This window comes from Sphingobacterium sp. UBA5639, from assembly GCF_002421245.1.
Lineage (GTDB): Bacteria > Bacteroidota > Bacteroidia > Sphingobacteriales > Sphingobacteriaceae > Sphingobacterium > Sphingobacterium multivorum.
Window position 1 is genome coordinate 144088 of record NZ_DIJR01000005.1, and the last position, 25868, is coordinate 169955.

The following is a 25868-nucleotide window of genomic DNA, read 5'->3' on the forward strand; positions in this document are numbered from 1 at the left end:
TCCCTAGCCTTCTTATTTCTTATTAAAATAGTTCGTTATAGCATCTAGCGCGTATGCATTCAAACAGTTACTTGCTTGCAGACCACCCTTTTGCGCCACCAATACACCATATTGCATATCGTGTAATCCCTCGGTACGATGGGCATCGGGATTGATGGAAAGTAAAACTCCTTTTTCCACTGCATAACGGTGCCATCTCCAATCCAGATCTAATCGTAAAGGATTTGCATTTATCTCAATGACAACGCCATTTGCCGCACAAGCATCGATTACCCGTTTAAAATCTAAGGGATATCCGGCTCTACTTAATAATAGTCTTCCTGTTGGATGGCCTAAGATTGTTGTATACGGATTTTCGATCGCTTTGATTAGTCTTGTTGTGGCTTTGTCTTCGTCCATTTTCAGATTGGAGTGTACGGAGGCGACAACGAAGTCAAACTTAGCCAATACCTCATCGGGATAGTCTAATGAACCGTCACCTAGAATATCAGATTCAATTCCCCTGAAAATCTTGAATGGAGCCAATTTTTCGTTTAAGGTAGCAATCTCATTCCATTGTTGTTCCAATCGCTCAATGGAAAGGCCGTTGGCATAGACTGCAGTTCGCGAGTGATCGCATATACCCAAATATTCTAGCCCCAGGACATCTTTACAATGCACGGCCATTTGCTCGAGGCTATGTACGCCGTCACTATAGGTGGAGTGATTGTGGAGTGTTCCCCTGAGATCTTTGTATTGAATCAGTTTTGGCAATGTATGATTTTGGGCCTGCGCTATTTCATTCAGTCCCTCCCGCAATTCGGGCTCAATATAATCTAAACCTAAGTTGCGGTAAATTGCTTCCTCACTGGAAAGTGAAGGGAGATCTGGTAGAATATTAAATAGGAGGTCGAGATGTGCAGTGGATCCGGTACTAAGAATCAGGTCGCGATAAAAATCATTGATATTACTACTGAATACTTTGAAAGTAAAACCCAATTCATCGGTCAGTTCTATGGAGTTTTCTGTTTTTTCCACTAAAGTAAATCCATCGAGGAATTTTTCGACGTTGTCTATACTTTCCGATATTAAAAGATCTACGGTACTCAAAACCTCGCATTTTCTTCTGAAATCTCCTGTAAATGACAGCAGCGAAGAAGGGAAATGCAATTTCAATTCGTTGAAAAATTTTTCTGCCAGTGGAAGTACTTTCGCATATAAAAACCATCCTTTGTTGGAAATAGAAAACTCAATGGATTTTTTGATGTCTTCCTGCGTTTTAAGACCAAACCCTTTTGCTTCTACGAGACGGTTTTCATTACAGGCGTAAAGTAATTCGCCGACACTTTCAATCTCGAGTTCTTTCCAGATAATTTGAATCTTTTTAGGGCCAAGGCCCTTAATATTTAACATTTCAATAATACCGGATGGTGTGTTTTCAATAAGATCCTCAAGCTCTTTGAAAGTTCCCGTAGCAGCGACTTCTTTGGCTTTTTCAGCAGTGCTTTTTCCTATTCCAGGTTGTGCACTCAATTCTTCAAGACTGGCCTCTTCAATACGGAAAGGTAGCTTGTCCAACTTAAAAGATGCACTTGCAATGGATTTTGTTCGAAAAGGATTTTCGTTGTGAAGCTCCATCAATTGGCTACATAATTTGAAAATTTTTGAGATCGCTTTATTGTCCATCGTATTTGAATTGTTAAGCTACAAATATCTTAAATTTTAGGTCAAAATAACAATTCAAACGCGGATATTATAGCGTTAAATAATGTAAAAAAGCGACTTTGAATGCCTGTTTTTCTCTATTTCTTGAAATTAACAACAAAGTGACAAATGCATGTGCGCTTAACCAAACATTTTGGCTATGTTTGCCGTTTTTGGGTGTTAAAATTGGAGTTATTTTGTGACTATCCTTTAAAAAACATCCCTATTCAATAGTAAATTAACATGATAGCAGACATTAGTGACAAAGAAATCAGTGGACTTTATAAAACAGGTATTATTCAACAAACGGCTTATTGGTCTGCAGTAAAAAAAATGCAAGGTATACAATCGAAGGCATTTAATTTTAAATCCAAACAATCCGATCTGTATGTCGGAGTCGACGACGATACCTATTTTATCGGTGATCTATTAATTATTATACAAGCCATAGATCAGGAACATAGCATAGCCTATGTACCTTATGGACCTGAGATTGAACCTTCAGATGAAAACCAGGGCTATTTTTTAGAACAGTTGTCGGAAAGTTTACGTTCCCATCTGCCACCAAATTGTATAATGATACGCTATGATTTATCTTGGGAATCACATTGGGCTAAAGAGGATGATTGTTACGATCTTCATGGTAACTGGCTAGGGGTGCCGGAGAAACGGATTCAGGAAATGCGCTTTAATTTTAACACAGAAAACTGGAACTTTCATAAAGCCAATACGGACATACTTCCTTCAAACACGATTTTTATGGATCTTAGAAAAGGGGAGGACATCTTGCTTGGAAATATGAAATCTAAGACACGGTATAATATCAATTTAGCAGAACGAAAAGGCGTACGTGTGCGTTCGCTGGGGCTTGAAAGTTTGGCGGTTTGGTATGAGCTTTATCGGCAGACAGCTCTTCGAAATAACTTTTTCTTACATGATATAAGCTATTTTAAGATCGTTCTTTCTGCAAGGGCAAGTGATACATTATCTCCCGCAGATGTCTATCTTTTAGTGGCTGAAGTGGATAACCAGCCTTTGGCCGCTATGTTTTTGGTGATTGCGGCAAATCGGGGGACTTATCTATATGGAGCTTCTGCTTCCGAAAATCGTAATTATATGGCGACCTATGCTTTGCAATGGCGTGCTATGCAGCTTGCGAAAGAAAAAGGTTGTACAGAATATGATTTTTTTGGGGTATCGCCACAGGCAGATCCTTCACATCCTTTATATGGGCTTTATCGTTTCAAAACAGGATTTGGTGGTGAAATCTACCACCGTATGGGCTGTTGGGATTATCCCTTGGACAATAGGAAATATCAGTATTATGCTTCAATGGAGTTTAAAAATCAGCGCTATCATTTGAGTTAGTAATTAAAATACCTCACCCAAGGTGAGTCTAACACCGCGGTGGTTCTTACTGATACCATAGTCGATGCCGATGTTGGTGCCCGAGTTTTTATTAAACTTAATTCGCGCACCTGCACCAGTGCCGACGTTCCAGTCCTCGAACATGGAATTCTTTGGTCCATTTAATGTCGTAAAATTCATAAATGCTACGAATCCAAATAAGCCGTTTTGAGTGATATCACGACGATATTCCGTTTCTAAGTAATAAAGTGATTTGCCACGAAAACGGCTGACTGGAAAGCCTCTTCCCGAACTATTGTATGGATCCCATCCCAAATTAGGAAGATCGAGATAGGGTGCTTTACTATTAAATACGGTCCAGAAGAAACTCCTTATGGCAATCATATTTTGTCGGTTTCGGTCTTGGGTGAGCCTATGGTATCGTCTAACTTCAAGAAATAGCGATTTCCAATTCTGATCACTACCTAAAAATGTCGGATTTATACGGAACTGTAAATTGGCATAGTTACCCGACCAAGTATTGATCGAATTGGCCCGTGTATCGTAAATTAAATTGAAGCTTACTCCCGAAGACATGGTATTGTCTTTTAAATCTGTTCCATAAGGGTAGGACGTGTAGTCTTCGAGCTTGGTGTTGCTCGTAGACTTAATATTCATTCTATAATCTAAATCATAACCGATTCCCATAAAAAGTCCCCCATGAATTCTTTTTAATGCGTGTTGGTATAAACGAAAGTAGGTGTAGTCTAAATTAATCTGCTGATCGCCATAATGCTCTTTGCCAATTCCCCAAGTTTCGTGCGGGTATTTTAGTAGTCGGATATCGCCATCGATCACCCATGTATTCTCTTTTAACCAGATGTAAGAACGTATTGGCAGACCAAATCGTTTACCAAAATTTGTGTAAGGGGTAAATGTCATCTTGGACATATAGGTATCGGAACGATCTCCTAAATAAAATCCTGCTGTGGTACTTGTAATTAAGGCGTGTCCTCCTCCGGGAACATTTGTCGAAAACGGTAAAAAGGAAAAATAGATTTTCTTTCCTGTACTATCGACTGTTTGGGGTGGCTTGATATGTAATATTTCTTTTCCAATATCAATCAGGTCCCGTTGTCTACTTGTATCGGCGAGATGTTTGGTGGTTTCTATTTCATTGACAGGACGTTGTGCATATACAGTGTCGCCAAGTACAAGTAAAACCATCAAAATAGAACATTTAATATAAAAAAAATATACGCTATCGTAGTGTGTCATGAAAGAATGCAATCTAGCAGGAAATAGACAGAATAACAATATTCAAACCAATAATTTATTTATTCTGTCACGTTTTGGCTATACAGCGAATTGATTGGAAATTTCATTCGCCTAGAAAAAAATAGCATTTACCGATTTTAATGTAATGTTAATCTAAATGTAATGAAATCAATATATGAGTTGTCTTAACTTTGAATCAGAAAATAAATAAAAAAAGTACGCAACAAATTTATAGAGTAAGCGACAGTAAAATAAGAAAATATACTAATACATTATAAAATTGAAAAAGATATGAAAACTTTAGTAAAAACATTTGTAGCAGCGGCAATGATTGCAATCTCTACTTGCTCGATGGCTTCAGTTAAGCCAGAAGAACGCAATTTAATTACTGCTGATTTAGCCATCGATGAATACGTTGGTGCAATGACCGAAGGTCAAGTAGCTAATTTAGACAAGCTTTTTACAGCTGATTTTGATCAAAAGGTTTGTGGTAAACAAGATTTGAAACATAGCCGTCATGAGATGATTGAATTTTTGAAAAAACAAAAAGGAATTAAGATGAACTGCAGAACAACAACACAGATCGTTGAAGAATTACCTGATTATGCCATTGCGAAAGTTACGATGCAATTTGATGGTTTTGCTAAAACAGATCTGATCACACTGGTTAAAGAAAACGGAACCTGGAAAATTTCTAAATCTGTAAACTCTTATAAATAAGAATTTGCTGTCAAAATTGGTCGATTAAAAATAAGAAAAGGGTACTTAAGTACCCTTTTTTTGTGGAGCATATCAGATTCGAACTGATCACCTCTTCACTGCCAGCGAAGCGCTCTAGCCAAATGAGCTAATGCCCCTGCTTTATTTGGTGTCGCTAAGATAGTACTTTTTTGGATAAACAAAGCCTCTTTTTTATTTTTCTACTGTTTTTTGTAGGTCTGTTATCTAGTTGCTTCTTTTTTGACGACCTAAATGCATTATAATCAATGGTTTTATCTATTTGGTTCCTTACAGATATTTTTATCCTATTGAAAAACAAGAGAGTTTACCGGCATCCTTGGGGATAAAAGAAATGTATTAGTGTCCTTCAGTAAGCAGAGCTTCGGTTCGCTTTATCTGACCTTTATCTTTCCAGGCATCATGTCCAGGAATAACCATATTAATTTCGGGATATTTTGCCAATAACCTCGCTAGGGATGGCTTCCAGGATTTTATATCCCCATCTGCCGTAAATCCTAGATCTTGGGCTTCGGAGCTTTTTATAAAACAACCACCGTCTAGAATCTTATATTCAGGAAACCAGACAACAACATTGTCCATGGAGTGTCCGGCACCAAAAAAGTTCAGAACAAAAGATTGTCCGCCGACGCTGTAGGTTTTATTGGTGGAAACAAGATGAGTGGCCTGGGCTTTGTGATTTGCCTTTAGTAGGTCGTTCGTCATTTTCGTTGCGTAGGTTGGAATTCCAATACGGTTGTAATACGCAAAACCACCCGCACGGTCTTCGTGCCAGTGTGTTGCGTACACCGCAATGACGGGTAAATTATGTTTCTGTTTGATACTGTCCAATAAGGGTTGATATTGTGTGGAATCCCATGGTGTATCAAATAGAATAACGCCTTTTTTTGTTATTAAATAGACCGCATTAGCAGCATATTTGGTGCCTTCAAAATTATTAAAGGTGGTATAGAGGTATAGTTGCGAATTTATCTTCTCTATTAAAAGAGGTTTTTCTTGCGCTTGTAGAGATGGGGAAAGACCGAGTAAACCAATGCTCAGGCATACACCAGCAAATGTTGCGCGCATATGAGGAGAAAGAAGTGAGATCATATTTTTGAATGTTATTGCATTAACGTTAGAACAAAATGATTATTATTTTTTCAAGACCTTATCAATGCATTTTTACGTATACTGAACAAAGTCTTCGCGATAAGGAGTGAATGAATCGATCAGTTCACCCTCCTCGAGACATTCACATCCATGAACCAATTGCGAATAGATGATACAAGAGTCTCCTGCAGTTAGGATGCGATCAACACCGTCAATATGGTATCTGAATGTTCCAGCACTAACATAAGAAATCTGTGTATGGGGGTGTTGATGAAGTGCACCGATGGCCCCTTTTTTAAAACGAACTTTCATGAGCATGAGTTCATCATTAAAAACAAGTATTTTTCGCATCACACCTTCGCCCAAGTCTGTCCATTGCTGTTCGCTGTCGTGTAAGAATATTTCGCTCATCTAATTGTTGATTTATGGATGTTTCGATTGGAAAACGCTCTGTTTTTCAATTATAACAAAAAAAAATGAATTTACGGCTACATCCATTGCTTCCTTAGAAGGATATCGATTTGCTTTACAAAATTTGGCAAAGGATGAGATGAAATTAAAAACCAAATGGTCCAAATACGTGAAAAAACAGTTATTTTGTGCCTGAGCAATATATATATGACACGATGAATTATTTCGACGAGCTTATTACTTTATTACAAGAAGAGCAGCAATTTGATAAATTACAACATGAAAATTTGTTGTTGAAAAGTAGTTTGAATGAACGAAGAATGCAAGGTGTCACCTGGTTTCCGATTCAGATAACGGATATGGAGCTTGGAAGAGGAGACTATTTGTCCGTTAACTTAAACCGAACAAATCATTATGAGGTCGAACATAAGTTTCGCTTTGGTATGCCAGTTTGTCTGTTTTCAAATCACGATCCCGACCGAGATCGAATAGAGGGCATCATATCTTCGATCAATAGGGATGGGATGCGAATTTCATTTCGTGTCGATGAACTTCCAGAATGGAGCAGAAGAGGGAAGCTTGGTGTTGATTTGTTATTTGATGAGTATTCCTATCGGGAGATGTTTAATGCATTGGAGAAAGGAAAGGAATTGAGCCGTGATGCAAAGCAGGGTAGTTTAGTGAGAAGATTAATCGGTGAAGAGGTCATTCCGATTGCTTCTATTGGAGAATTCTTTGAGCATCCCAGCTTAAATATGGGGCAAAATAAAGCGATCCAACAGCTATTGGAAGCAAGTACCGTGGCTCTTTTGCATGGGCCGCCGGGGACAGGGAAAACAACAACATTGGTTCAGGCCGTGCAGGCACTCCTAAAACAATACAACAAGCAAGTATTGGTTGTTGCCCCGAGCAATACGGCCGTTGATCTGCTAACCGAACGTTTAGACGCTGCTGGCATTACAGTAACAAGAATAGGTAATCCTGTTAAGGTTTCGGAACATCTTCAAGAATTGACACTCGATGCAAAGATTGATCGACATCCCGCAAATAAGGATATTAAAACACTTCAAAAACAAGTGCGGACGTATACAGAGATGGCTCAAAAATATAAACGTAATTTTGGAAAGGCTGAGCGGGAGCAAAGAAAAGCATTGTTTGATGAGGCCCATCGAATCAGAAAAGATGTCGATAAAATTCAAGATTTTATCAGTGCAGATGTTTTGGATAAATCGCAGGTAATCACTGCAACTTTGGTTGGATCAAATCATGAGGTTATCCGCAATCGTAGCTATGAAACAGTCATTATTGATGAGGCCGCACAAGCATTAGAGCCTGCTTGCTGGATACCGATATTAAAGGCACATCGGCTTATTTTGGCCGGTGATCATAATCAATTACCTCCAACAGTAAAATCGAGTAAGGGATCTAACCATGGCCTGAGTCATACATTATTTGAAAAATTGGTAGACCGTAATCCACAATTAGTTTCTTTGCTAGATGTGCAGTATCGCATGAATGAACAAATTATGCATTACCCATCTGTAGCCTTATATAATGGTTCGTTAAGAGCAGATAGTACCGTGGCACAGTGGAGCTTAGCAGTGGATACTGAACCGGTGTTATTTATTGATACAGCAGGAGCGGGATTTGAAGAAACGGAAAGTGACGGCGCAATCTTCAATATGGGCGAAGCTCATTTTATTAAAGCTCATCTAAACGACCATATTGGGGCTTGGAAAGCTTCCTCGACCCTAAATGAAAGCCTGAGCATCGGGGTGATTGCACCTTATCGGAAACAGGCTACTTTCCTGAAGGAAGTATTGGAAGGGGAAGACGAGCTGCGACCTTTTAATGACTTGATTAAAATACAGACAATAGACAGTTTTCAGGGACAAGAGAAGGATGTTATTTATATCAGTTTGACCAGAAGTAACGCTGAACAGCAGATTGGTTTTTTGTCTGATGTCCGCCGGATGAATGTGGCAATGACTAGGGCTAAGAAGAAATTGGTTGTTATTGGAGATAGTGCTACAATAGGTTCACATCCGTTTTACCGAGAATTTATTGCCTATACCGAGTCGATAGGGCACTATCATAGTGTTTGGGAATGGGATATTTCAGCAATATAACGCAGGAGGCCACTTCATAGGAAGTGGCCTCTTGCGTTTATTGAAACTTACTGACTAGTTTGATTCCTGTAATCTCTCCTGATTAAGAAGTGAACTTCATCCAATCCGTGTTCTCGTCATAGTTCATAAGTGGTTCGGCATTATTGTTATTTGATAATTGGCCTACCAACATATAAATATCCATACTTACGTGTTGACGTGTTATTTCAGTCATCTTATCATTGAACCCGGCATTGTTAATTTCTAAAACATACTGAAAACAAATGACGCGGGCGATTACCTTTCCAAGTGTAACCAGTTCACGTTGTTTCGGCTGTAGCGGAAAGTCAAAATTCAAGATTGATGAGAAAAATGGTGCTGCAAATTCAGTTGAGCTATATTTTTTTAAGAAAGATAATAAGTTGCTTTCTTTGGTTTTGCGCATAAGTTTACCGATCGCTTCAGCAACTTGAGAATATAGCATTTCATTTGATCCCTCAAAGATTTGAAAAGGTCTACTGTCTATGAGGCCACGACCGGCAACATGGTCTAACCTGTAGCCATTTGCACCGGATAATTGCACACATATTTGCGCGGCTTCATGCATTAAGTCTGTCACAAATGCTTTCACACTATTGGCATCTACACCATAGGCTGAAAGGTCATTATGGATAGAGCTGATCGAGACACTGTATGAACACATTGCAGAACACAAGGTAAATGCAGCCTGTATGCGCGACAACTGAAATTTAACAGCGTCTAATTCAGTTAAACTAATACCTGCTACACGGCGTTCGGAACAATGTGTCATGGCCTCATCCAACATTCGTTTTATAAAACCCATGCCCATTCCTGGGAACTGTAATCTGCTGCGGTGGAGGGTATCTAACATCAATTTAATTCCTGTACTTTCCGGATTTAGTTTATGATCCGCGGGAACATTGATATCAATGTTGTTGACACCATAAGGAATTGCATAGAGACCGAGGCTATTGTATTTCTTTGTTACAACAATCTTTTGTTCTTCGACGGCGTTCTCTGTGACAAAGAAATCTATATCCCGCACCAGTTCTCCATTTTCATTTTTCTTGCGTGCCGTCACGAGCCAAAAGTCTGCAGCTCCAGTAAGACCTTGCCAGTGTTTTTCACCTTTTATATAGTACTTATCGTCCCTTTGTTCGTAAGATGTTCGCATATTGAGTGCGTCACTGCCGTAAGCCTGTTCGGTAATCATTAGTCCTCCCATTGCCTGATTTTCCAAAAATTGATGGAATACCCTCTCTTGAAGTAAGGTGTTGCCGTATTTGGCAAAAGGTTCCAAAAATAGTGCAATATTAATCCCGAAGATTAGCGATAACGATAGTGATTCATAAGAAGCTGCCGCCAGTACACCCAAACATTCTTTTACATGAAGACCACGACCACCGTGATGTTCGGGGATAGCAACCGACAATGGTTGCATTTTCATGATCTCTTTTAAAAACTCAGGCGGAAGCCCACGCGTTAAACTGAGCGAGTTGTAATCGTATTCCTTATTAAATAAGCTTGACAGCCTAGTTTTAAAATCTGCAATAAACAAATCGAAATCCTGGGTTATATTGTTGTCTTCTGAAACCTTAAGCATCTTTAAATATGTAATTAAATGATGGAACAATGTAAATTGAAACATCGAGAATAAAGAGTGCTACCGAACTGAAATTCTCTTTTGCTTCAATGACTTATACAAAAATAACTGCAATCAATTTGATTTTCTTGTGTACTTCAGTATAAAAGATAGGACAAATCGTGCATGTTGAAAATTTAAGTTGCTCTGTTTCGATAAGAAGTAGGAGAGACGCCAACTATTTTTTTGAAAAGTCGTGAGAAGTAAGACGGGTCAGAAAAATCCAATTCATAACAGATATCTGCAATGCTTTTAGTGGATTCAAACAGCAGAAATTGACTGTGCATAATCAGTACTTCTAGAATAAGTTCTTTGGAAGATTTTTTAAATACTGAAAATACACAGCGATTAAGGTAGTTTGTAGATACTGCAAGTTTGTCGGCGTAGAATGAAATATTTTTTTGCTTTTTGAAGTTTTTGTGCACAAGCTGTTTGAACATCATTGCAATTTCCTGCCGACGATTGAGGGCTTGATTGGAGGACGAAAGTTTGATGATTTTTAAAATTGCCGATTTTAACAAATTTTCAAACAGTTCTCGATAAGGGAATTCCGAAAGTAGTTCATTATAAAGTAATCTAAAAAGCTCCTGAAGATCACTACTATCTTGTGCAGTTAAGTTAAGTAAGGGCGAGATGTTAAAGATATTCAAAATCTCCTGTTCCCTGAATATGGACGTCATCGCATTGTCGTTGATCAAGACGCAATGCCCTTTCGAAGATTTATCGACAGACTTTATTGTTGAAATATTACCATAATTGCTGATAAGAATTGCTGGAGCCTGAACGACATATTCTTTGGCACCGATCTGATGTTTAAAATAACCTTCAGTTATATGGACGAGGAGGTTATAGCCCAAGAAAATAGGCGGAGTAGGGAATTTAATGTAAGGGGCGATTTCACTGAGCTGAAATATCTTGATCGGCGATTGCTGGTAGCGAAGGTGCTCCAAACTACCTGTCATAAAACGATCTACAAATTCGCCCGCATTTACCTGCTTTTCCATTATCAATTATTAGTATAAAATTTAGTATGCCACAGCTTCTGAATGTCATCTATTGTTTCATGTGCAAATCACGCTCCCAATAATATTCCAAAGGTAGCTGGATAAAACTTGTTTATCAATTTTAACAAATGATTTGCTAAAATAAAGCTTTATCCTTAGTTTAGTTTTTGCAATCGGATAAATAGCTTGATGCTCAGGGGCTATATTTTAATAGTATAAACCAAATGAATATGAAACCAGTGCTTATTTCTATCTTGATTCTATTCCTATTCACAAATGCAACTGCACAGATCTCGTTGAATTATTGTAATGATCGTATACAAACTGGAGCAGAACAAACCGAGCGTTACCTTCCTTATTTAATGAATAAACGCATTGCGATATTGGGCAATCCATCTACGGTTATTAAAGGGCGGCACCTTGTTGATAGTCTGCTTGCGCGCGGGGTTCAGATTGTGAGAATCTTTGGGCCTGAGCATGGATTTCGAGGGAATGCAAGTAATGGAACTGAAGTGGGGGATGAAGTCGATCCGACAACTAAAATTCCTATTGTCTCTTTATACGGGAATAAGAAAAAGCCAACAGCGAAGGATCTAAAAGATATCGATCTGTTTATTTATGATGTGCAGGATATGGGGGTGAGGTTTTATACCAACATTAATACCCTTCGGGATATTATGGAAGCTTGCGCCGAAAATGATAAGGAGCTCTTGATCTTAGATAGGCCCAATCCCAATGCTTATCTAATTGACGGTCCTATTTTGGAGGAAGAATATAAGTCGGGTATTGGGCAATTCCCTGTTCCTATTGCGCATGGGATGACTACTGCTGAATTTGCCCAGATGATCAACGGAGAAGGTTGGATGAATACTAAAAAGAAGTGTAAATTGAAGATTATTCCTGTAGCAGATTATGATCATAGTATGCTTTATAAGCTGCCAGTCAATCCTTCGCCCAATTTAAATACGGAACAAAGCATACTCATATATCCAAGTACCTGTCTTTTTGAAGGTGTAAAAGTAAATCATGGTAGAGGCACCGATTATCCCTTTGTTGTGATCGGTAGCCCAATCTATAAGGGTACATATGATTTCTCATTTGTCCCCGTCAGTAAAAAAGGGATGAGTGAATCGCCTCTCTTTATGAATGAAGAATGTTATGGAATAGACCTGCGTAAATATGATCTGCAGCAGCTTGTCGATAGCAAAAAAATAAACCTATCCTGGATGATAGCGCTTTATCGGAATTCTCCGGAAAAAGATAAGTTTTTTGATCAATCATTTTCGAAACAGATTGGCAGTATCGAAAAGCTCGTCGGCGTAGGTTTATTTCGGAAGCAAATTGAAGCCGGTGTTTCGGAAGAAGAAATCCGAAAAAGCTGGGAGCCGGGCCTAAGTAATTATAGAAAAACTAGGGAAAAATACCTTATCTATCAATAATATAACCTGAATAGAAGTACAGCGATGTTTGGACTAAAATATGATTGGCGCCCAATTATTATCCTATTTATTGCAGTGGGATGTTTTTGTCAATTACGGGCGCAGCATCTGGCTAGAGACCTAGATCGCCAAAATTATACAGCACAATCCAATATTAGGTTAAATCCCGCGTTGAAATGGAAATTCAAAACAGAGGGAAGGCTGTTTTCTTCGCCCGTCGTTTGGAAGGATATCGTTTTTGTCGGGTCTTGCGACAGTAATCTTTACGCATTGAATAAAACGAGCGGTAATATACTTTGGAAGTATAAAACTACCGGCGAAATTCGGTCGACGGTTGCTCTTGATGGCGGAAAAGTGTATTTTTTAAGCACTGATGGCTACTTGTATGCCCTGGATGCCCAAACAGGTCGAAAATTATGGCAGTTTTCAACCGATGGTGAAAAGAGTTATGATATATGGGACTATTTCCTCTCATCTCCTGCGGTTGCAGATGGTGTAGTTTATTTTGGATCTGGGGATCATCATGTCTATGCCGTAGATGCTAAATCGGGAAAACTTGTTTGGAAATTCCTGACTGGGGGCATTGTGCATGCAGCCCCAACGCTGACACAAGAACGTGTTTTCATTGGTAGTTTTGATGGTTATTTTTATTGTTTGAAAAAAGATGGTACCCTACATTGGAAGTTTAAAACGGTTGGTGAACGTTATTTTCCAAAAGGCGAGATTCAGTTCCATGCAGCAGTCGCCGACAGTACAGTCTATTTTGGTGCTCGTGACTTTAATGTATATGCGCTTAATGCCGCGAATGGAAGTGGCTTTTGGGTATATCATCAACCAGGGAGCTGGACGAGTGTTCCTAGTATTTTTGACGATAAGCTTGTCGTAACCATGTCGGATTCCTATAGTATACTTGTTTTAAATAGAATGGACGGCGTGAAAATAGTTGAACCTAAAGTGCCTTTAAATACATTTAGCAGTGCCACTATCGTAAGTAATGAGGCCTTTTTTGGAACGCTGGATGGTGTAATTTATAGATTGGATATAAAAAACGGAGGGGTTGTGCCTATTTTTCAAACGGAGTCAAGTAAAAAGAATAGGCAATTGTTTATAAATGATGAAAATGTGCTGCGAGCCGATCTGCAACAAAAATATGAGGATGATATTACAAGACTGTTTGCAGACTACCTGCAGATGGGAAGTATCTTTTCAACAATATGGATCGATGAAAATCGGCTTTATTTTAGCTCCGCAGATGGTGCCATCTATGCATTGGAATAGTAAGTACGCGCTATTTACGAATCGTAGCAGAGTTTACTTTCTCAAAATTTTTTCCATGGGTTTCCCTTTGGCCAGTTCATCAATTAATTTATCGAGATAGCGAACTTTCTGAACCAGCGGATCTTCAATATCTTCAATGCGATAGCCACAGATTACACCCGTGATCTTCGAAACATTCGGGTTTAAACTTGGTGCTTGTTTAAAGAAATGTTCAAAGTCAGTTTTATTTTCAACTACTTGCTGTAGCGATATGGGACTATAGCCGGTAAGCCAGAAAATGATTTCGTCAACCTCTTCTTTTGTACGTCCTTTTCTTTCGGCTTTTTGTATATAAAGCGGGTATACACCAGCAAATGACATGCGATATATTCTTGTATTATCCATTTTTACACGTTGATTTTATTAAAGGTATTCATTTTGAATCAAAATAAAAACAAAAGATAGGTGGCTAAATTAAGCAAAATCGCCGCTAATTTGTACTACGCAACTATGAAATTTACTTAGCAATTTCTTTAATAATAATATAAATTATAATTCTATCTTTATGTGATACAAAATTATTGAGAGATTATATATGGATTTGAGGTATATTCGAAATAACATACATATTAAAGAAGAGGATCAACAACATATCAAAGACTTTCCGGTGTTAATAGGAGGTTGTGGAATAGGAAGTTACATTGCCGAGTGCTTATTGCGTATGGGTTTCGAAAATTTGACAATTGCCGATGGAGATGTTGTCGAATTGACAAATTTAAACAGACAAAATTATACAAACAAGGATATTGGTATTAAGAAAGTATTTGCTTTGCAGGAACGTTTGCATTCAATTAACCCGCAAGCCAAAATAACAGTGTTTTCTGAATTTATTAACCAAGATAATTTATATAATATCGATATTAATCATAAGGTTGCCATTAATGCGTTGGATTTTTCTTCTGATATTCCTTTTGTCTTTGACCAGTATATGGCAAAACGAAATATACCGGTAGTACATCCTTATAATTTGGGCTGGGCAGGATTTTTAACGGTTCTTCCTCCTGAAGGCCTTAATCTTCATTCATTGGAAAAGGCCCACAAGACATTTGAATTAAATGTCGGTAAATTTATTGTTGACAGTTTAAAAACAAAAGGAATGGAAACGAAATGGTTTGAGGAATTTTTGGCAGAATATGGTAAAATCGCGCTGACGTCTTCTCCTCCGCAATTATCATTAGGTTTGTATTTATTATCGGGTATGGTTAGTCATATTGTATTTAATTTAGCGACATCTAAACCTGTAAAATTCTTTCCAGATTCCTATTATTTATCAATGATTGGTTGAACTTAATATAGTTGAAAAAAACATCCGTTTCATTACACTTTTGTGTAGTAAATTTGTCTCTGTGGGAATTTAAACGAAAAGTCTTTATTTTTATAATTGCATATCGAATAACATTTGCATGAACTGGACGCCTGAAAACCATTATTTTACCAAGCTTAATAAAAACGAACTTCCTGAACTTATTCATTTTTATTTAGTAACGACTCAGCAGCATTACAAACTGGATAGTTATTCCGAAGAGGAATATGCGTTTGACTTTGAGTCATTGATAGGAGAGGATCAGATTTTTTTTGATCGTTCCATTTATTATGTGCTTCGAAGTAAGCTTGATAACTGTATTCAGGCATCCATTAGAATTACATTTTGGGATAAGGAAACGAGTTTGCCGATTCAAAAATTATTTGATATCGAGACAGAAAGTTTGTTAATTCCAGATGTAAAGAATTTTTGGCACATTGGACGTTTCGTAATTTCTGGAAAGATAATAGGTAATCGCATTAATATTCTGAAAAAGATGCTTTTTGACGCATTCTATGGTCCGTACAGCCTTGGTAGTGGATTGGTTATAGCTGAATGTGATCGAAAAGTGGTCAATACGCTTCGAAAATTGGAGATAGAATCTTTTCAACTTGGTGATCCAATCATCTACCTCTATTCTGAGACATTACCGATCTATATTAAATCGGAATGGCTGGAGACTTTTATTGAAAAAAATAAATATTCCCAGTTTAGTATAGGAAATCATGCCGATATTCAAAAATTTGTTGAGATGTCAAAACTAATGCTATTATGTTCAAAAAATAATGAATAAGATTAAAAAAGAGATAGTTCAATGGCTAATGCTGTAGCCTCTGTAATACTTTTGACTTTCAGTTTTGAAAATATCTGTTTTTTATGAAATTTTACCGTATCAATCGATACATAAAGTCGATCTGCTATTTGATCCATAGTAAGACCCTGTGCGGAAAAAAGAAGAATGTCCTTTTCACGGGGTTTCAATTTAATTCGCGGAGTTTCTACCCAAATATCTTTATCCAAGTCATATTCAAACTGTTTTCCGTCCTCATCAGATTTAAATCTAATGTTTCCTGAGTTAGCATGTGAGGACATGGAAACTAAGCATAGGGCGATCCAGGGGTTAGAAAATTTATCCAGGAGCAGAGGTTTTAGTTTATGGTTTACTAACAGTGGCTTATTTCCCGGTTGTTTTAAATGAAAATCATAAGATATGGAGTATTTTAAGCGATCTTCGGCATCTAAATTTCCAAAAAAGTCAAAACCAACGTCATTGATCTTTTTTAATAAATGTAAATCACTCTCAGGTACATTATTAACATAGTGATAATACCCTTCTCGCATGACTTCCCCAGGCGTGCTTCCACACAGAAAGATTGGATTATCAGACACAAATAGAAAGCTTTTCTTTGAATAGTCAATTAAATATATACTCTGATAGGTTAATCTGCTTAAGGACTTGGCAAAATTTATAAAGGCTTCGACAATCTCATAATCATCTTTGCTAAAGTCGTCTTTAACTTGTACCGGCTTGAAAAAATCTTCAATCTTAATTTTCATAGTGTAAAATACAAAGATGATCCGCAATCGCTTTTGAATACCACGTAAAATCGATGTTGTCCTGGCGTGCAAGTTACAAAAATAAGGACGTAATCTCAATTTATACGCTAATAATAGACTTTTTTTACCTTCCTATCCTTACCTCGTAATCATTGTCAACGTTTATAGTTGAACTTGTTCAAACATTGCATCTCTATCCAGCAATGAAATAAGTTTCTACACAAATGGGTAGAATATCGTTTATAATGATAATACAAAAGATAATACTCTTATCTTTAAGGTTTCAAAGCAAATAATTGTATAAATATAACTTATTAGATCCAAATAGCCAATAGTAATTATTGCTTTACTTGAGTTTTGACAAAGTTTTAATCCTAAAATAATGGACTCTAGGCAAATATTGCAATGAGAAAACTTCTATTAAGTTTTTTTATCATAAATAATCTGTAGAAACACTTTTCTAAGTAAAGGCAATTTTTCCCCGAAAACTGGAAAATGCGGTGGATATTGCGCAAACTACAAATTGATATAACTTTCCTCTCTAAGAATCAAAACCTTTCATTTTCGCTAACTTGTGTCAATAAATTCATTTTGTTTCTTTCTTTTTATATGTATATACATTTTGCTGTTTTTCATTTGATATTTGTTTTTTTTGTAGTAATATTGTGCATAAAGTTTTGCTTTTAAACGTTTTTGTAAGTTATTAATGTATGTACAATGTAATGTGTTTTGTGAATTGTTTTGTGCAGTTTATGAGGAAAGCAACTGATGTAATTAAAAATTATAAAATCTGATACTTATGAAATTACGTTTCTCACTTTCTTTTGTCGCCGGTCTGTTGTTCATGTGTGCTCAGTCTGTTGTTGGCCAGGAGCACACAATATGGCAATTGGGAAATTCAGACGGTTCAAGCAGCGAATTTGCCTTGTCCCCGAATGGATATAAGAAATTTTTGGAACATGATTTCGGTTATGAAGACAATGCGTTTATTATCGGCCAATCTTCTTTAACAAGGGATTTACCCTATGTATTGCCCGGTCCGGCCAATGAATGGGGCGGGACTGGAGGAACCTCTGGTCTGAGAACACATTTTTTGAATTTATACTATGTGTTAAACAATAGTATAAAAAATGGTCAGTGTACACTTCAGGTTAAATTGGCCAATAGTGACCCTAAAAATAAACCTACACTACAGATCGTAATCAATGGCAAGCCCTATAATTTTGAGGTGGAGGGGGGAGCAGGAAATGGTGAGCCGTTAGAGAATCCTTTAAAATCTGGAAATTCTACGATAAATATACCATTACCAGCTGATCTCATTAAGAAAGGCGGAAATCAGATTACAATGACTGTCATAAAGGGAGGATGGGTAGAATTTGATTCCTTTAAACTGCTGGGGCCACAGCAAGTAAAGCTAATAGCCAATCGTTCTGTAATTGTTAAAAATGTACAGCAAGCTGAATTTGAGATCTTAAATGCAGGGAAACCCGTCCAAAATATGCTGGTTGATCTCTTGAAATTGAAAGATGATGAACAATTGAAAGTAGTCTTAGATGGAAAGAAAATTTATGAGAAAACACTTGAAAAAGGTGCAGCGAAATTGGAAATACCAATGCCTTATGTCGCTAAGGATATATGGAGTAAGTATGAAATTTATAGTAATGGGCAATTAATACAGTCTTCAACAATCAAGCGGGGCCCAAAAAGACTAGGTGGAGTTTCAGATTATGTGAACACGATGATGGGGGCAGCACATTCCAGATGGATGATAGCCCCGGGACCATGGATGCCTTTTGGCATGGTAAAGATAAGTCCAGATAACCAAAATATTGGCTGGCAGGCAGGTTATGAACCTTCTATCGAATCTATTGGTACTTTTAGCCATATCCATGAATGGACAATGGCTGGATTGGGTACATTTCCGACAGCAGGTCAATTGAAGACTCGGGTCGGAGATCAGTACAGTAAAAATTCAGGATATCGATCAGCGATAGATAAAACCAGTGAAAAGGCACCATTGGGATATTATGCTGTTCATCTGCTTGATCACGATATCGATGTGAAATTGACGGCTGGTACACGTTCCAGTTTTCAACAATATACCTACCATAAGTCGGACACAGGACGTATTATGATTGATCTTAAGGTTAACGGAGAATATGATTATAAAATTAAAGTCTTCTCGCTAAAAAAGGTTTCTGACTATAAGGTCGTAGGATATAGTAATCAATTATCTGAAAACGTTTGGTCCACGGATGCAAAACAGGATTATGTCGTATACTTTGTGATGGAGTTTGACAAACCTATCATAAACTATGGCACATGGCATAACGATCGGTTGACTGAACGGGCTGATTTGGTTGCTGATAGCGCTCAATTTGCGGGAATGTACGTGGAATTTGATGTGCATAAAGATAAGGCTGTACAACTGCGCACAGGGATTTCTTATGTGAGCTTAGCCAATGCGGAGGAGAATCTAAAAACGGAACTGTCGGAGCCATTCGGATGGTCGATTGATCGGGTCGTGGAAAACCAACATAAAGTTTGGGATGAACTTTTAAGTAGATTGGCGATAAAGTCTTCAGACTATTTTGAAAAAGAGAAATTCTATACAAATATGTATCGCACTTTGGCAAGCCGAAACACATTTAGTGATGTGAATGGTCAATGGAGATCTTCGGATGAAGTGATACGAACTTTAGCCCATAAAGGGGATCTCGCTTTAGGCTGTGATGCTTTCTGGAATACCTTTTGGAATTTAAATCAGTTTTGGAACTTGGTTACGCCGGAATGGTCCAATAAATGGGTCAGATCGCAACTTGCGATGTATGACGCAAATGGCTGGTTGGCGAAAGGACCGGCTGGAATGGAGTATATTCCCGTCATGGTTGCAGAACATGAAATACCGTTAATTGTTGGGGCATACCAGATGGGGATTAGAGACTACGATACTGAAAAGGCATTTGAAGCTGTTAAAAAAATGCAGACAACAAGTCCATTGAAATTTGAAGGTGGTTTTGCAGGTAATCGTGATTTGGATGTCTATTTAAAATATAAGTACGTTCCTTATGATTTGGGCCGGTTTTCCAATTCAATGGAATATAGTTTTGACGACTGGACAGTTGGGCAGTTCGCAAAATCGTTAGGAAAGGAGCAGGAGTACAACTATTTCAATGATCGCGGAAAATGGTGGAGAAACGCGATAGATGTCAGTAGTGGCTATGCCCGGATGAAGGATTCAAAAGGAGAATGGTATAAAGATTTTGATCCTTTTAAATCGGGAGCTAACCATCATTATGTAGAAGGAAATGCATGGCAACTGACCTTTTTTGTGCCACAGGATATTCCTGGGTTAGCTAAAATGATCGGACAGGATGTGTTTTTAAAACGATTGGAATGGGGATTTCCGGAAAGTGAGAAATGGCGCTACAATGGTCCCAATGATCAATATTGGGATTATCCTGTTGTTCAGGGAAATCAGCAATCGATGCATTTTGCCTATATTTTTAATTGGTTGAATAAGCCTTGGTTGACGCAAAAATGGAGTCGCTCCATAGGTGAACGCTATTATGGCCAAGGGGTTTCAAATGCTTATTTGGGAGATGAAGACCAAGGGCAAATGAGTGCTTGGTATATTATGAATGCTATTGGTTTATTTCAGATAGATGGCGGGACAAGAGTCAAGCCAATTTATGAAATTGGAAGCCCTCTCTTTGAGGAAGTGAAGATTAAATTGGGCGGTAAATACGGTAGAGGTGAACAATTTATTATCATAGCGAAAAATGCAAATAAGAAAAATATGTATATACAACGTGCTACATTAAATGGAAAACCGCTTAATACGTTTTATTTTGATGCTTCGGAACTTCTGAAAGGAGGTGAGCTTGTTTTAGAAATGGGCGCTACACCGAATAAGCAATGGGGACTGTATCAATAAAATATATTTATTGCTGGACCAAACCTGATGCGCATTGAATGATAACAACGATTTGTTAAAATTTGGTTAAACCATTCGGCCTAACATAAGAAACTCGTTTTTGATGACGTTATATCAGTAGTTTCATAATTTAGGTTAATAATTGGTTAGTTAGTAAAAGCCTGAAGTTCCCCACTTCAGGCTTTTGTTGTTATTGACCATCATAAATCTCTTTGCTTAATATGTATAGTTTTGCTAAATCCTATTAACAAACGTAAAATCATCGATATAACGACAAGTACGATTTGTAAATCTTTGCGATTATCTGTAGTATTGTAGGTACACGCTAAAATGCGCGGCCTATGGTGTTTGCTTGAATGAAAGCAATTAACAATGTCGTCTATCAAGATTATATGATCAAATCTATTCGTTTTTTACTTTTAGGATTATTTCTTTGGGAGAACGTTTCTGCCCAAAAGCTTCCTACAGACTATGTCAACCCGTTTATTGGTACCAGTAATTATGGAACAACTAATCCGGGTGCTCAGGTTCCCAACGGCTTGATGAATGTTTCTCCGTTTAATGTAATGGGATCATCACTTAATGCATTTGATAAGGATGCAAGATGGTGGTCTACTCCCTATGAACATAGCAATAGTTATTTTACAGGTTTTTCTCATGTTAATTTAAGTGGGGTAGGATGTCCAGATATGGGAAGTCTGTTGTTGATGCCAACTTCGGGGAAATTGGAGGTTGATTATCATCAATATGGGAGTACCTATACACAAGAGGTTGCCCATCCGGGATATTATAGCAATATATTAAAGAAATACGGTATCAAGACAGAAGTTTCAGCGACAACCCGTGTAGGTGTGTCGAAATTTACTTTTCCAAAAGGACAGGCAAATATCCTACTTAATCTAGGCGAAGGGTTAACAAATGAAACGGGAGCAACAGTTCGTTATGTAAGTGACACCGAAATAGAAGGATCTAAATTGTTGGGCTCTTTCTGTTACACGAACAATCAGGCTGTTTATCCCATCTTCTTTGTTATGCGTGTCAATAAAAAACCGTCAAAAAGAGGATATTGGAAATTCCAGCGTGCCGGAGAAAAATGGGAAAACGATTGGAATAAAGATGCCGGAAAATATAAAATTTTTACGGACTATACCGATCAGCTTTCAGGCGATGATCTTGGTGCGTATTTTAGTTTTGACGTCAAAGAAAATGAAAGCTTAGAAGTACAGCTGGCCGTATCATTTGTGAGTGTTGAAAATGCGCGTAAAAATCTAGACGCTGAGCAAGCAGACTTTAGCTTTGAAAAAACGCAAAAGCACGCAGCTTCACTTTGGAATAATGCATTGTCAAAGATACAGGTCGAAGGTGGTACAGAGGACCAAAAAACAGTGTTCTATACGGCATTATATCATGCTATGATTCATCCAAATATCTTGCAGGATGTAAATGGAGAATATCCGGCAATGGAAACCCGGAAGACGCTCGTTGCAGATCACAATCGTTACACCGTGTTTTCGCTATGGGATACGTACCGAAATGTTCAGCCTCTAATGTCACTGGTTTATCCTGATAAGCAGGTGGGTATGATACGTTCCATGATCGATATTTATAAGGAAAGCGGTTGGATGCCCAAATGGGAGTTGTATAGTCGAGAAAGCTATACCATGGATGGCGATCCGGCAGTTCCAGTGATCGTTGATGCATGGATGAAAGGCATTCGGGATTTTGACGTTAATACAGCTTACAAAGCGTTTCTGAAATCGGCTACGACTACGGATTCGACAAATAAAATTAGACCAGACAATGCGGACTATGTGAAGTATGGGTATGTTCCACTGCGCGATTCATTCGATAATTCGGTATCTCATGCCATTGAATATTATGTTGCCGATTGGAACCTAGCCCAACTGGCCGCCTCATTGGGGAAAACTAAAGATGCTCAGCTTTTTGCTAAGCGAGCACAGGGGTATAAACACTATTATTCTTCGGAGTATGGGACTTTCAGGCCTATTCTTCCTAACGGCGAGTTTTTAAGTCCATTTAGCCCATTGATGGGCGCCAATTTTGAACCAAATCATGGTTTCCATGAAGGTAACGCTTGGAACTATAGCTTTGCCATACCATTTGATATACCTGGTTTGGTGAAGTTGATGGGCGGAAAGCAAAAATTTGTGGATAGACTGCAGGCAACGTTTGATAAAGGGTATTTTGATGTTACCAACGAACCAGATATGCTGTATCCACATGTGTTTTCGGAAATCAAAGGAGAAGAATGGCGTACCCAAAAGCTGGTTAAGGAAATTTTAGAAAAACATTTTACGAATAGCCCTGGGGGTATACCGGGAAATGACGATACGGGAACAATGTCCACATGGGCTTTAATGAACATGATCGGCATCTATCCTTTTTGTCCAGGTAGACCAGATTATACTGTTGTAACACCTGTTTTCGACAAAGTGACCATTCAACTCGATAAAAAATATTATCCAAATGGCGACAAAGTGACAATAAGACGTCAAAAAGAGGGTGCCGGAGATTATATAAAAAAGATCTTTATCGATGGAAAACCATTCAATGGATTTAAAATCAACCATCAGACTTTGGTCAATAGCAAGGATATTCTAATCGTTACTGGAAATAGATAATTAGGCAAACTAAATTGAAAAACTGATCTACACGATGAAATATATTAATTACGCGGTCTGTGCAGGCCTTTTGTCCTTAATGGGTTGCGCTTCACTAAAAAACTCCGATGAGACTTCTTATGCTGGGTATGTAAATCCTTTTATCGGAACGGATTTTATGGGGAATACATATCCTGGAGCACAGTCACCTTTTGGAATGGTACAGCTTAGCCCAGATAATGGACTGCCTGGCTGGGACCGTATTTCCGGATACTTTTATCCTGACAGTACGATTGCTGGTTTTAGCCATACACATTTAAGTGGAACCGGAGCCGGCGACTTGTACGACATATCTTATATGCCGGTTACCTTACCTTATCATGAAGCCCCGGCTCCCTTAGGTATACATTCTAAATTTTCGCATAAAGACGAAAAGGCTCACGCCGGATACTATCAGGTAAAACTTACTGATTACGATATAAATGTAGAGCTGACAGCAACGGCACGCTGCGGTATTCAACGTTATACGTTTCCAAAAGCCGAGTCTGCAGTATTTTTAGACTTAAAGAAAGCAATGAATTGGGATGCTACAACAGATTCACACATCGAAGTGGTTGATTCTGTTACTATCCGTGGTTACCGTTTTTCGGAGGGCTGGGCAAGAGGCCAACGCGTTTATTTTGAAACTCGGTTTTCTAAGCCTTTTATGGCCGTTCATATCGATAGTTCAGCAATATTATCCAGTGCTGATACAACGGCAAAAAGTGCAAAACGTATTGGTACAGCATTCAAAGCACGTTTTGATTTCAAGACAGCAGCTGGAGAACAAGTGACTTTAAGTACGGCCCTTTCGGGAGTAAGTATGGAAGGCGCTTCAAAGAACTTAAAAGCAGAAGTTCCAAATGATGATTTTGATTATTATTTAAAAGAGGCCGAACAAAATTGGAACCATGAATTGGGGCGGGTAGCAATCGAGACCAAAGACAAAGAGGAACAGGTTAAATTCTATACAGCACTATACCATTCGATGTTGGCACCGACAATTTTCAGTGATGTTGATGGTGCTTACATGGGGGCGGACCGGAAGGTACATCAGGCTGAAGGTTGGACCAATTATAGCACGTTCTCACTTTGGGACACCTATAGAGCTTCGCATCCATTATTTACCTATATAGACCCTAGTCGAGTAAATGATATGATTAAGTCCTTCATTGCCTTTTATGAACAGCATGGCCGACTACCGGTATGGAATATTTATGGGAGTGAAACGGATATGATGATTGGCAATCATGCCATTCCTGTCATTGTAGATGCATATTTAAAAGGAATTGGTGATTTTGATGCAATAAAAGCGTTAGAAGCCTGTGTTGCCACAGCTAATATTGATAATTACCGGGGTATAGGTCTTTATAAAAAATTAGGCTATGTGCCCTATGACGTAAAAGATGAATACAATGCCGAAAACTGGTCCTTATCACGAACACTTGAATATGCCTATGACGATCATTGTATCGCAATGATGGCCGATAAGATGGAAAGGAAAGATATTGCAGGAGCGTTTTTTGCGAGAGCTCAAAATTATAAAAATGTGTATAATCCGGCTACTTCATTTATGCAACCTCGAGATAGCCATGGTAAATTTATTACCCCGTTTGATGCGGAGGAATATAGTGCACATATCTGTGAAAGTAATGCATGGCAATATTTTTGGTCTGTACAACATGATATTCCTGGATTGATTAAACTTGTTGGTGGGCAAGAGCGCTTTGGACAGAAGCTAGATAGCATGTTTACATTTCATCCTTCCGACACCAGCAAGCTGCCAATTTTTAGTACAGGAATGATTGGGCAGTATGCACATGGTAACGAGCCGAGCCATCATGCACTCTATTTATTTAATGCGGTTGGACAGCCTTGGAAAACGCAGCAATATGCAGCCGAGGTAATGAACAAACTTTACTTGAATACACCTTCGGGATTAAGTGGAAATGATGACTGCGGGCAGATGTCGGCTTGGTATGTATTCAGCGCATTGGGATTTTATCCTGTAGATCCCATAAGTGGAAAATACGAAATCGGTACACCTTTATTTGAAAAAGCTGAATTGAAGTTGTCCAATGGAAAGAAATTTACCGTGAAAGCTAACCATGTCAGTAAAGCCAATATTTATATCCAAGCCATTACGATTGATGGTAAGCCTCTTGAAACAAGTTATATCACACACGAACAAATTATGTCCGGAGCGACATTGGTGTTAGAAATGGGCGAAAAACCGGGACCGATATGGTACAAAAATAAATAGGATCTATAAGTATATGGAGATTCATATGTGAAGCTCCCAAATAATTAAGAGAAGCCTCCAAATGAATA

At 38.2% G+C, this 25868-nt stretch carries 18 protein-coding genes and 1 tRNA gene; 10 read left to right on the plus strand and 9 right to left on the minus strand.

Going from position 1 to position 25868, the window contains the following annotated elements:
- Positions 1-12: 12 nt before the first annotated feature.
- Positions 13-1665 carry a DNA polymerase/3'-5' exonuclease PolX gene (locus B4Z90_RS04545; RefSeq protein WP_286801471.1) on the minus strand — a complete coding sequence of 551 codons (1653 nt, stop codon included), beginning with the start codon at positions 1663-1665 and terminating at the stop codon, positions 13-15.
- Positions 1666-1926: 261 nt separating this feature from the next.
- Between B4Z90_RS04545 and B4Z90_RS04550 the strand changes: the two genes are divergently transcribed.
- On the plus strand, positions 1927-3051 hold the full coding sequence (locus tag B4Z90_RS04550) for a lipid II:glycine glycyltransferase FemX (protein WP_286710309.1): 1125 nt from the start codon (positions 1927-1929) through the stop codon (positions 3049-3051).
- A gap of 3 nt (positions 3052-3054) precedes the next feature.
- Here the strand turns inward: B4Z90_RS04550 and B4Z90_RS04555 are convergent, their stop codons facing one another.
- Positions 3055-4257, minus strand: a complete 1203-nt coding sequence (locus B4Z90_RS04555; protein WP_236586181.1) for a hypothetical protein — start codon at positions 4255-4257, stop codon at positions 3055-3057.
- A 342-nt stretch (positions 4258-4599) separates the two neighbouring features.
- Here B4Z90_RS04555 and B4Z90_RS04560 point away from each other — a divergent pair, with 342 nt between their 5' ends.
- Positions 4600-5028 (plus strand): nuclear transport factor 2 family protein, encoded by a 429-nt coding sequence (locus tag B4Z90_RS04560; protein WP_083296087.1) that lies wholly within the window; start codon positions 4600-4602, stop codon positions 5026-5028.
- Positions 5029-5091: 63 nt separating this feature from the next.
- On the opposite strand, the gene B4Z90_RS04565 is transcribed toward B4Z90_RS04560, so the two are convergent.
- From B4Z90_RS04565 to B4Z90_RS04575, 3 genes are all read right to left on the minus strand, one after another.
- A tRNA-Ala gene (locus B4Z90_RS04565) sits at positions 5092-5165 on the minus strand.
- Positions 5166-5385: 220 nt separating this feature from the next.
- Positions 5386-6114, minus strand: coding sequence for a BlaB/IND/MUS family subclass B1 metallo-beta-lactamase (bla, locus tag B4Z90_RS04570; protein WP_070569933.1), 729 nt, complete (start codon positions 6112-6114; stop codon positions 5386-5388).
- Between the two features lie 96 nt (positions 6115-6210).
- Entirely contained in the window at positions 6211-6549 is a 339-nt protein-coding gene (locus tag B4Z90_RS04575; RefSeq protein WP_070569321.1) for a cupin domain-containing protein, read from the minus strand.
- 215 nt (positions 6550-6764) lie between these two features.
- On the opposite strand from B4Z90_RS04575, the gene B4Z90_RS04580 reads away from it, so the two are divergent.
- The gene (locus tag B4Z90_RS04580; protein ID WP_070569327.1) at positions 6765-8678 is read left to right on the plus strand and encodes an AAA domain-containing protein; all 1914 of its coding nucleotides are present in this window, start codon (positions 6765-6767) and stop codon (positions 8676-8678) included.
- A gap of 82 nt (positions 8679-8760) precedes the next feature.
- Here B4Z90_RS04580 and B4Z90_RS04585 read toward each other — a convergent pair whose 3' ends face one another.
- Positions 8761-10281, minus strand: a complete 1521-nt coding sequence (locus B4Z90_RS04585; protein WP_201639451.1) for an acyl-CoA dehydrogenase family protein — start codon at positions 10279-10281, stop codon at positions 8761-8763.
- A gap of 176 nt (positions 10282-10457) precedes the next feature.
- Positions 10458-11324 carry a helix-turn-helix domain-containing protein gene (locus B4Z90_RS04590; RefSeq protein WP_172462352.1) on the minus strand — a complete coding sequence of 289 codons (867 nt, stop codon included), beginning with the start codon at positions 11322-11324 and terminating at the stop codon, positions 10458-10460.
- Between the two features lie 224 nt (positions 11325-11548).
- Between B4Z90_RS04590 and B4Z90_RS04595 the strand changes: the two genes are divergently transcribed.
- Both B4Z90_RS04595 and B4Z90_RS04600 read left to right on the plus strand, forming a co-directional pair.
- A complete protein-coding gene (locus tag B4Z90_RS04595) occupies positions 11549-12763 on the plus strand; it encodes an exo-beta-N-acetylmuramidase NamZ family protein (protein ID WP_286801473.1) in 1215 nt (404 codons plus the stop codon).
- A gap of 24 nt (positions 12764-12787) precedes the next feature.
- Entirely contained in the window at positions 12788-14041 is a 1254-nt protein-coding gene (locus B4Z90_RS04600; RefSeq protein ID WP_070569336.1) for a PQQ-binding-like beta-propeller repeat protein, read from the plus strand.
- A gap of 33 nt (positions 14042-14074) precedes the next feature.
- Here the strand turns inward: B4Z90_RS04600 and B4Z90_RS04605 are convergent, their stop codons facing one another.
- The gene (locus tag B4Z90_RS04605) at positions 14075-14425 is read right to left on the minus strand and encodes a DUF2200 domain-containing protein (RefSeq protein ID WP_070569339.1); all 351 of its coding nucleotides are present in this window, start codon (positions 14423-14425) and stop codon (positions 14075-14077) included.
- A 190-nt stretch (positions 14426-14615) separates the two neighbouring features.
- Here B4Z90_RS04605 and B4Z90_RS04610 point away from each other — a divergent pair, with 190 nt between their 5' ends.
- Both B4Z90_RS04610 and B4Z90_RS04615 read left to right on the plus strand, forming a co-directional pair.
- Positions 14616-15365: a ThiF family adenylyltransferase gene (locus B4Z90_RS04610; protein WP_070569344.1), complete on the plus strand. Its 750-nt coding sequence runs from the start codon at positions 14616-14618 to the stop codon at positions 15363-15365.
- Positions 15366-15483: 118 nt separating this feature from the next.
- Positions 15484-16176 (plus strand): hypothetical protein, encoded by a 693-nt coding sequence (locus B4Z90_RS04615; RefSeq protein WP_070569347.1) that lies wholly within the window; start codon positions 15484-15486, stop codon positions 16174-16176.
- 2 nt (positions 16177-16178) lie between these two features.
- Here B4Z90_RS04615 and B4Z90_RS04620 read toward each other — a convergent pair whose 3' ends face one another.
- On the minus strand, positions 16179-16940 hold the full coding sequence (locus B4Z90_RS04620; RefSeq protein ID WP_070569349.1) for a response regulator transcription factor: 762 nt from the start codon (positions 16938-16940) through the stop codon (positions 16179-16181).
- A 799-nt stretch (positions 16941-17739) separates the two neighbouring features.
- Between B4Z90_RS04620 and B4Z90_RS04625 the strand changes: the two genes are divergently transcribed.
- From B4Z90_RS04625 to B4Z90_RS04635, 3 genes are all read left to right on the plus strand, one after another.
- Positions 17740-20877, plus strand: a complete 3138-nt coding sequence (locus tag B4Z90_RS04625; protein ID WP_115047891.1) for a GH92 family glycosyl hydrolase — start codon at positions 17740-17742, stop codon at positions 20875-20877.
- Positions 20878-21233: 356 nt separating this feature from the next.
- The gene (locus B4Z90_RS04630) at positions 21234-23519 is read left to right on the plus strand and encodes a GH92 family glycosyl hydrolase (protein ID WP_201303499.1); all 2286 of its coding nucleotides are present in this window, start codon (positions 21234-21236) and stop codon (positions 23517-23519) included.
- A 34-nt stretch (positions 23520-23553) separates the two neighbouring features.
- On the plus strand, positions 23554-25800 hold the full coding sequence (locus B4Z90_RS04635; RefSeq protein ID WP_115047893.1) for a GH92 family glycosyl hydrolase: 2247 nt from the start codon (positions 23554-23556) through the stop codon (positions 25798-25800).
- Positions 25801-25868: the final 68 nt, after the last annotated feature.

Coding starts and splice junctions, on each gene's coding strand:
- B4Z90_RS04545 (WP_286801471.1), bottom strand. CDS start 1,665: ATGGACAATAAAGCGATCTCAAAAATTTTCAAATTATGTAGCCAATTG.
- B4Z90_RS04550 (WP_286710309.1), top strand. CDS start 1,927: ATGATAGCAGACATTAGTGACAAAGAAATCAGTGGACTTTATAAAACA.
- B4Z90_RS04555 (WP_236586181.1), bottom strand. CDS start 4,257: ATGGTTTTACTTGTACTTGGCGACACTGTATATGCACAACGTCCTGTC.
- B4Z90_RS04560 (WP_083296087.1), top strand. CDS start 4,600: ATGAAAACTTTAGTAAAAACATTTGTAGCAGCGGCAATGATTGCAATC.
- bla (WP_070569933.1), bottom strand. CDS start 6,114: ATGCGCGCAACATTTGCTGGTGTATGCCTGAGCATTGGTTTACTCGGT.
- B4Z90_RS04575 (WP_070569321.1), bottom strand. CDS start 6,549: ATGAGCGAAATATTCTTACACGACAGCGAACAGCAATGGACAGACTTG.
- B4Z90_RS04580 (WP_070569327.1), top strand. CDS start 6,765: ATGAATTATTTCGACGAGCTTATTACTTTATTACAAGAAGAGCAGCAA.
- B4Z90_RS04585 (WP_201639451.1), bottom strand. CDS start 10,281: ATGCTTAAGGTTTCAGAAGACAACAATATAACCCAGGATTTCGATTTG.
- B4Z90_RS04590 (WP_172462352.1), bottom strand. CDS start 11,324: ATGGAAAAGCAGGTAAATGCGGGCGAATTTGTAGATCGTTTTATGACA.
- B4Z90_RS04595 (WP_286801473.1), top strand. CDS start 11,549: ATGAATATGAAACCAGTGCTTATTTCTATCTTGATTCTATTCCTATTC.
- B4Z90_RS04600 (WP_070569336.1), top strand. CDS start 12,788: ATGTTTGGACTAAAATATGATTGGCGCCCAATTATTATCCTATTTATT.
- B4Z90_RS04605 (WP_070569339.1), bottom strand. CDS start 14,425: ATGGATAATACAAGAATATATCGCATGTCATTTGCTGGTGTATACCCG.
- B4Z90_RS04610 (WP_070569344.1), top strand. CDS start 14,616: ATGGATTTGAGGTATATTCGAAATAACATACATATTAAAGAAGAGGAT.
- B4Z90_RS04615 (WP_070569347.1), top strand. CDS start 15,484: ATGAACTGGACGCCTGAAAACCATTATTTTACCAAGCTTAATAAAAAC.
- B4Z90_RS04620 (WP_070569349.1), bottom strand. CDS start 16,940: ATGAAAATTAAGATTGAAGATTTTTTCAAGCCGGTACAAGTTAAAGAC.
- B4Z90_RS04625 (WP_115047891.1), top strand. CDS start 17,740: ATGAAATTACGTTTCTCACTTTCTTTTGTCGCCGGTCTGTTGTTCATG.
- B4Z90_RS04630 (WP_201303499.1), top strand. CDS start 21,234: ATGAAAGCAATTAACAATGTCGTCTATCAAGATTATATGATCAAATCT.
- B4Z90_RS04635 (WP_115047893.1), top strand. CDS start 23,554: ATGAAATATATTAATTACGCGGTCTGTGCAGGCCTTTTGTCCTTAATG.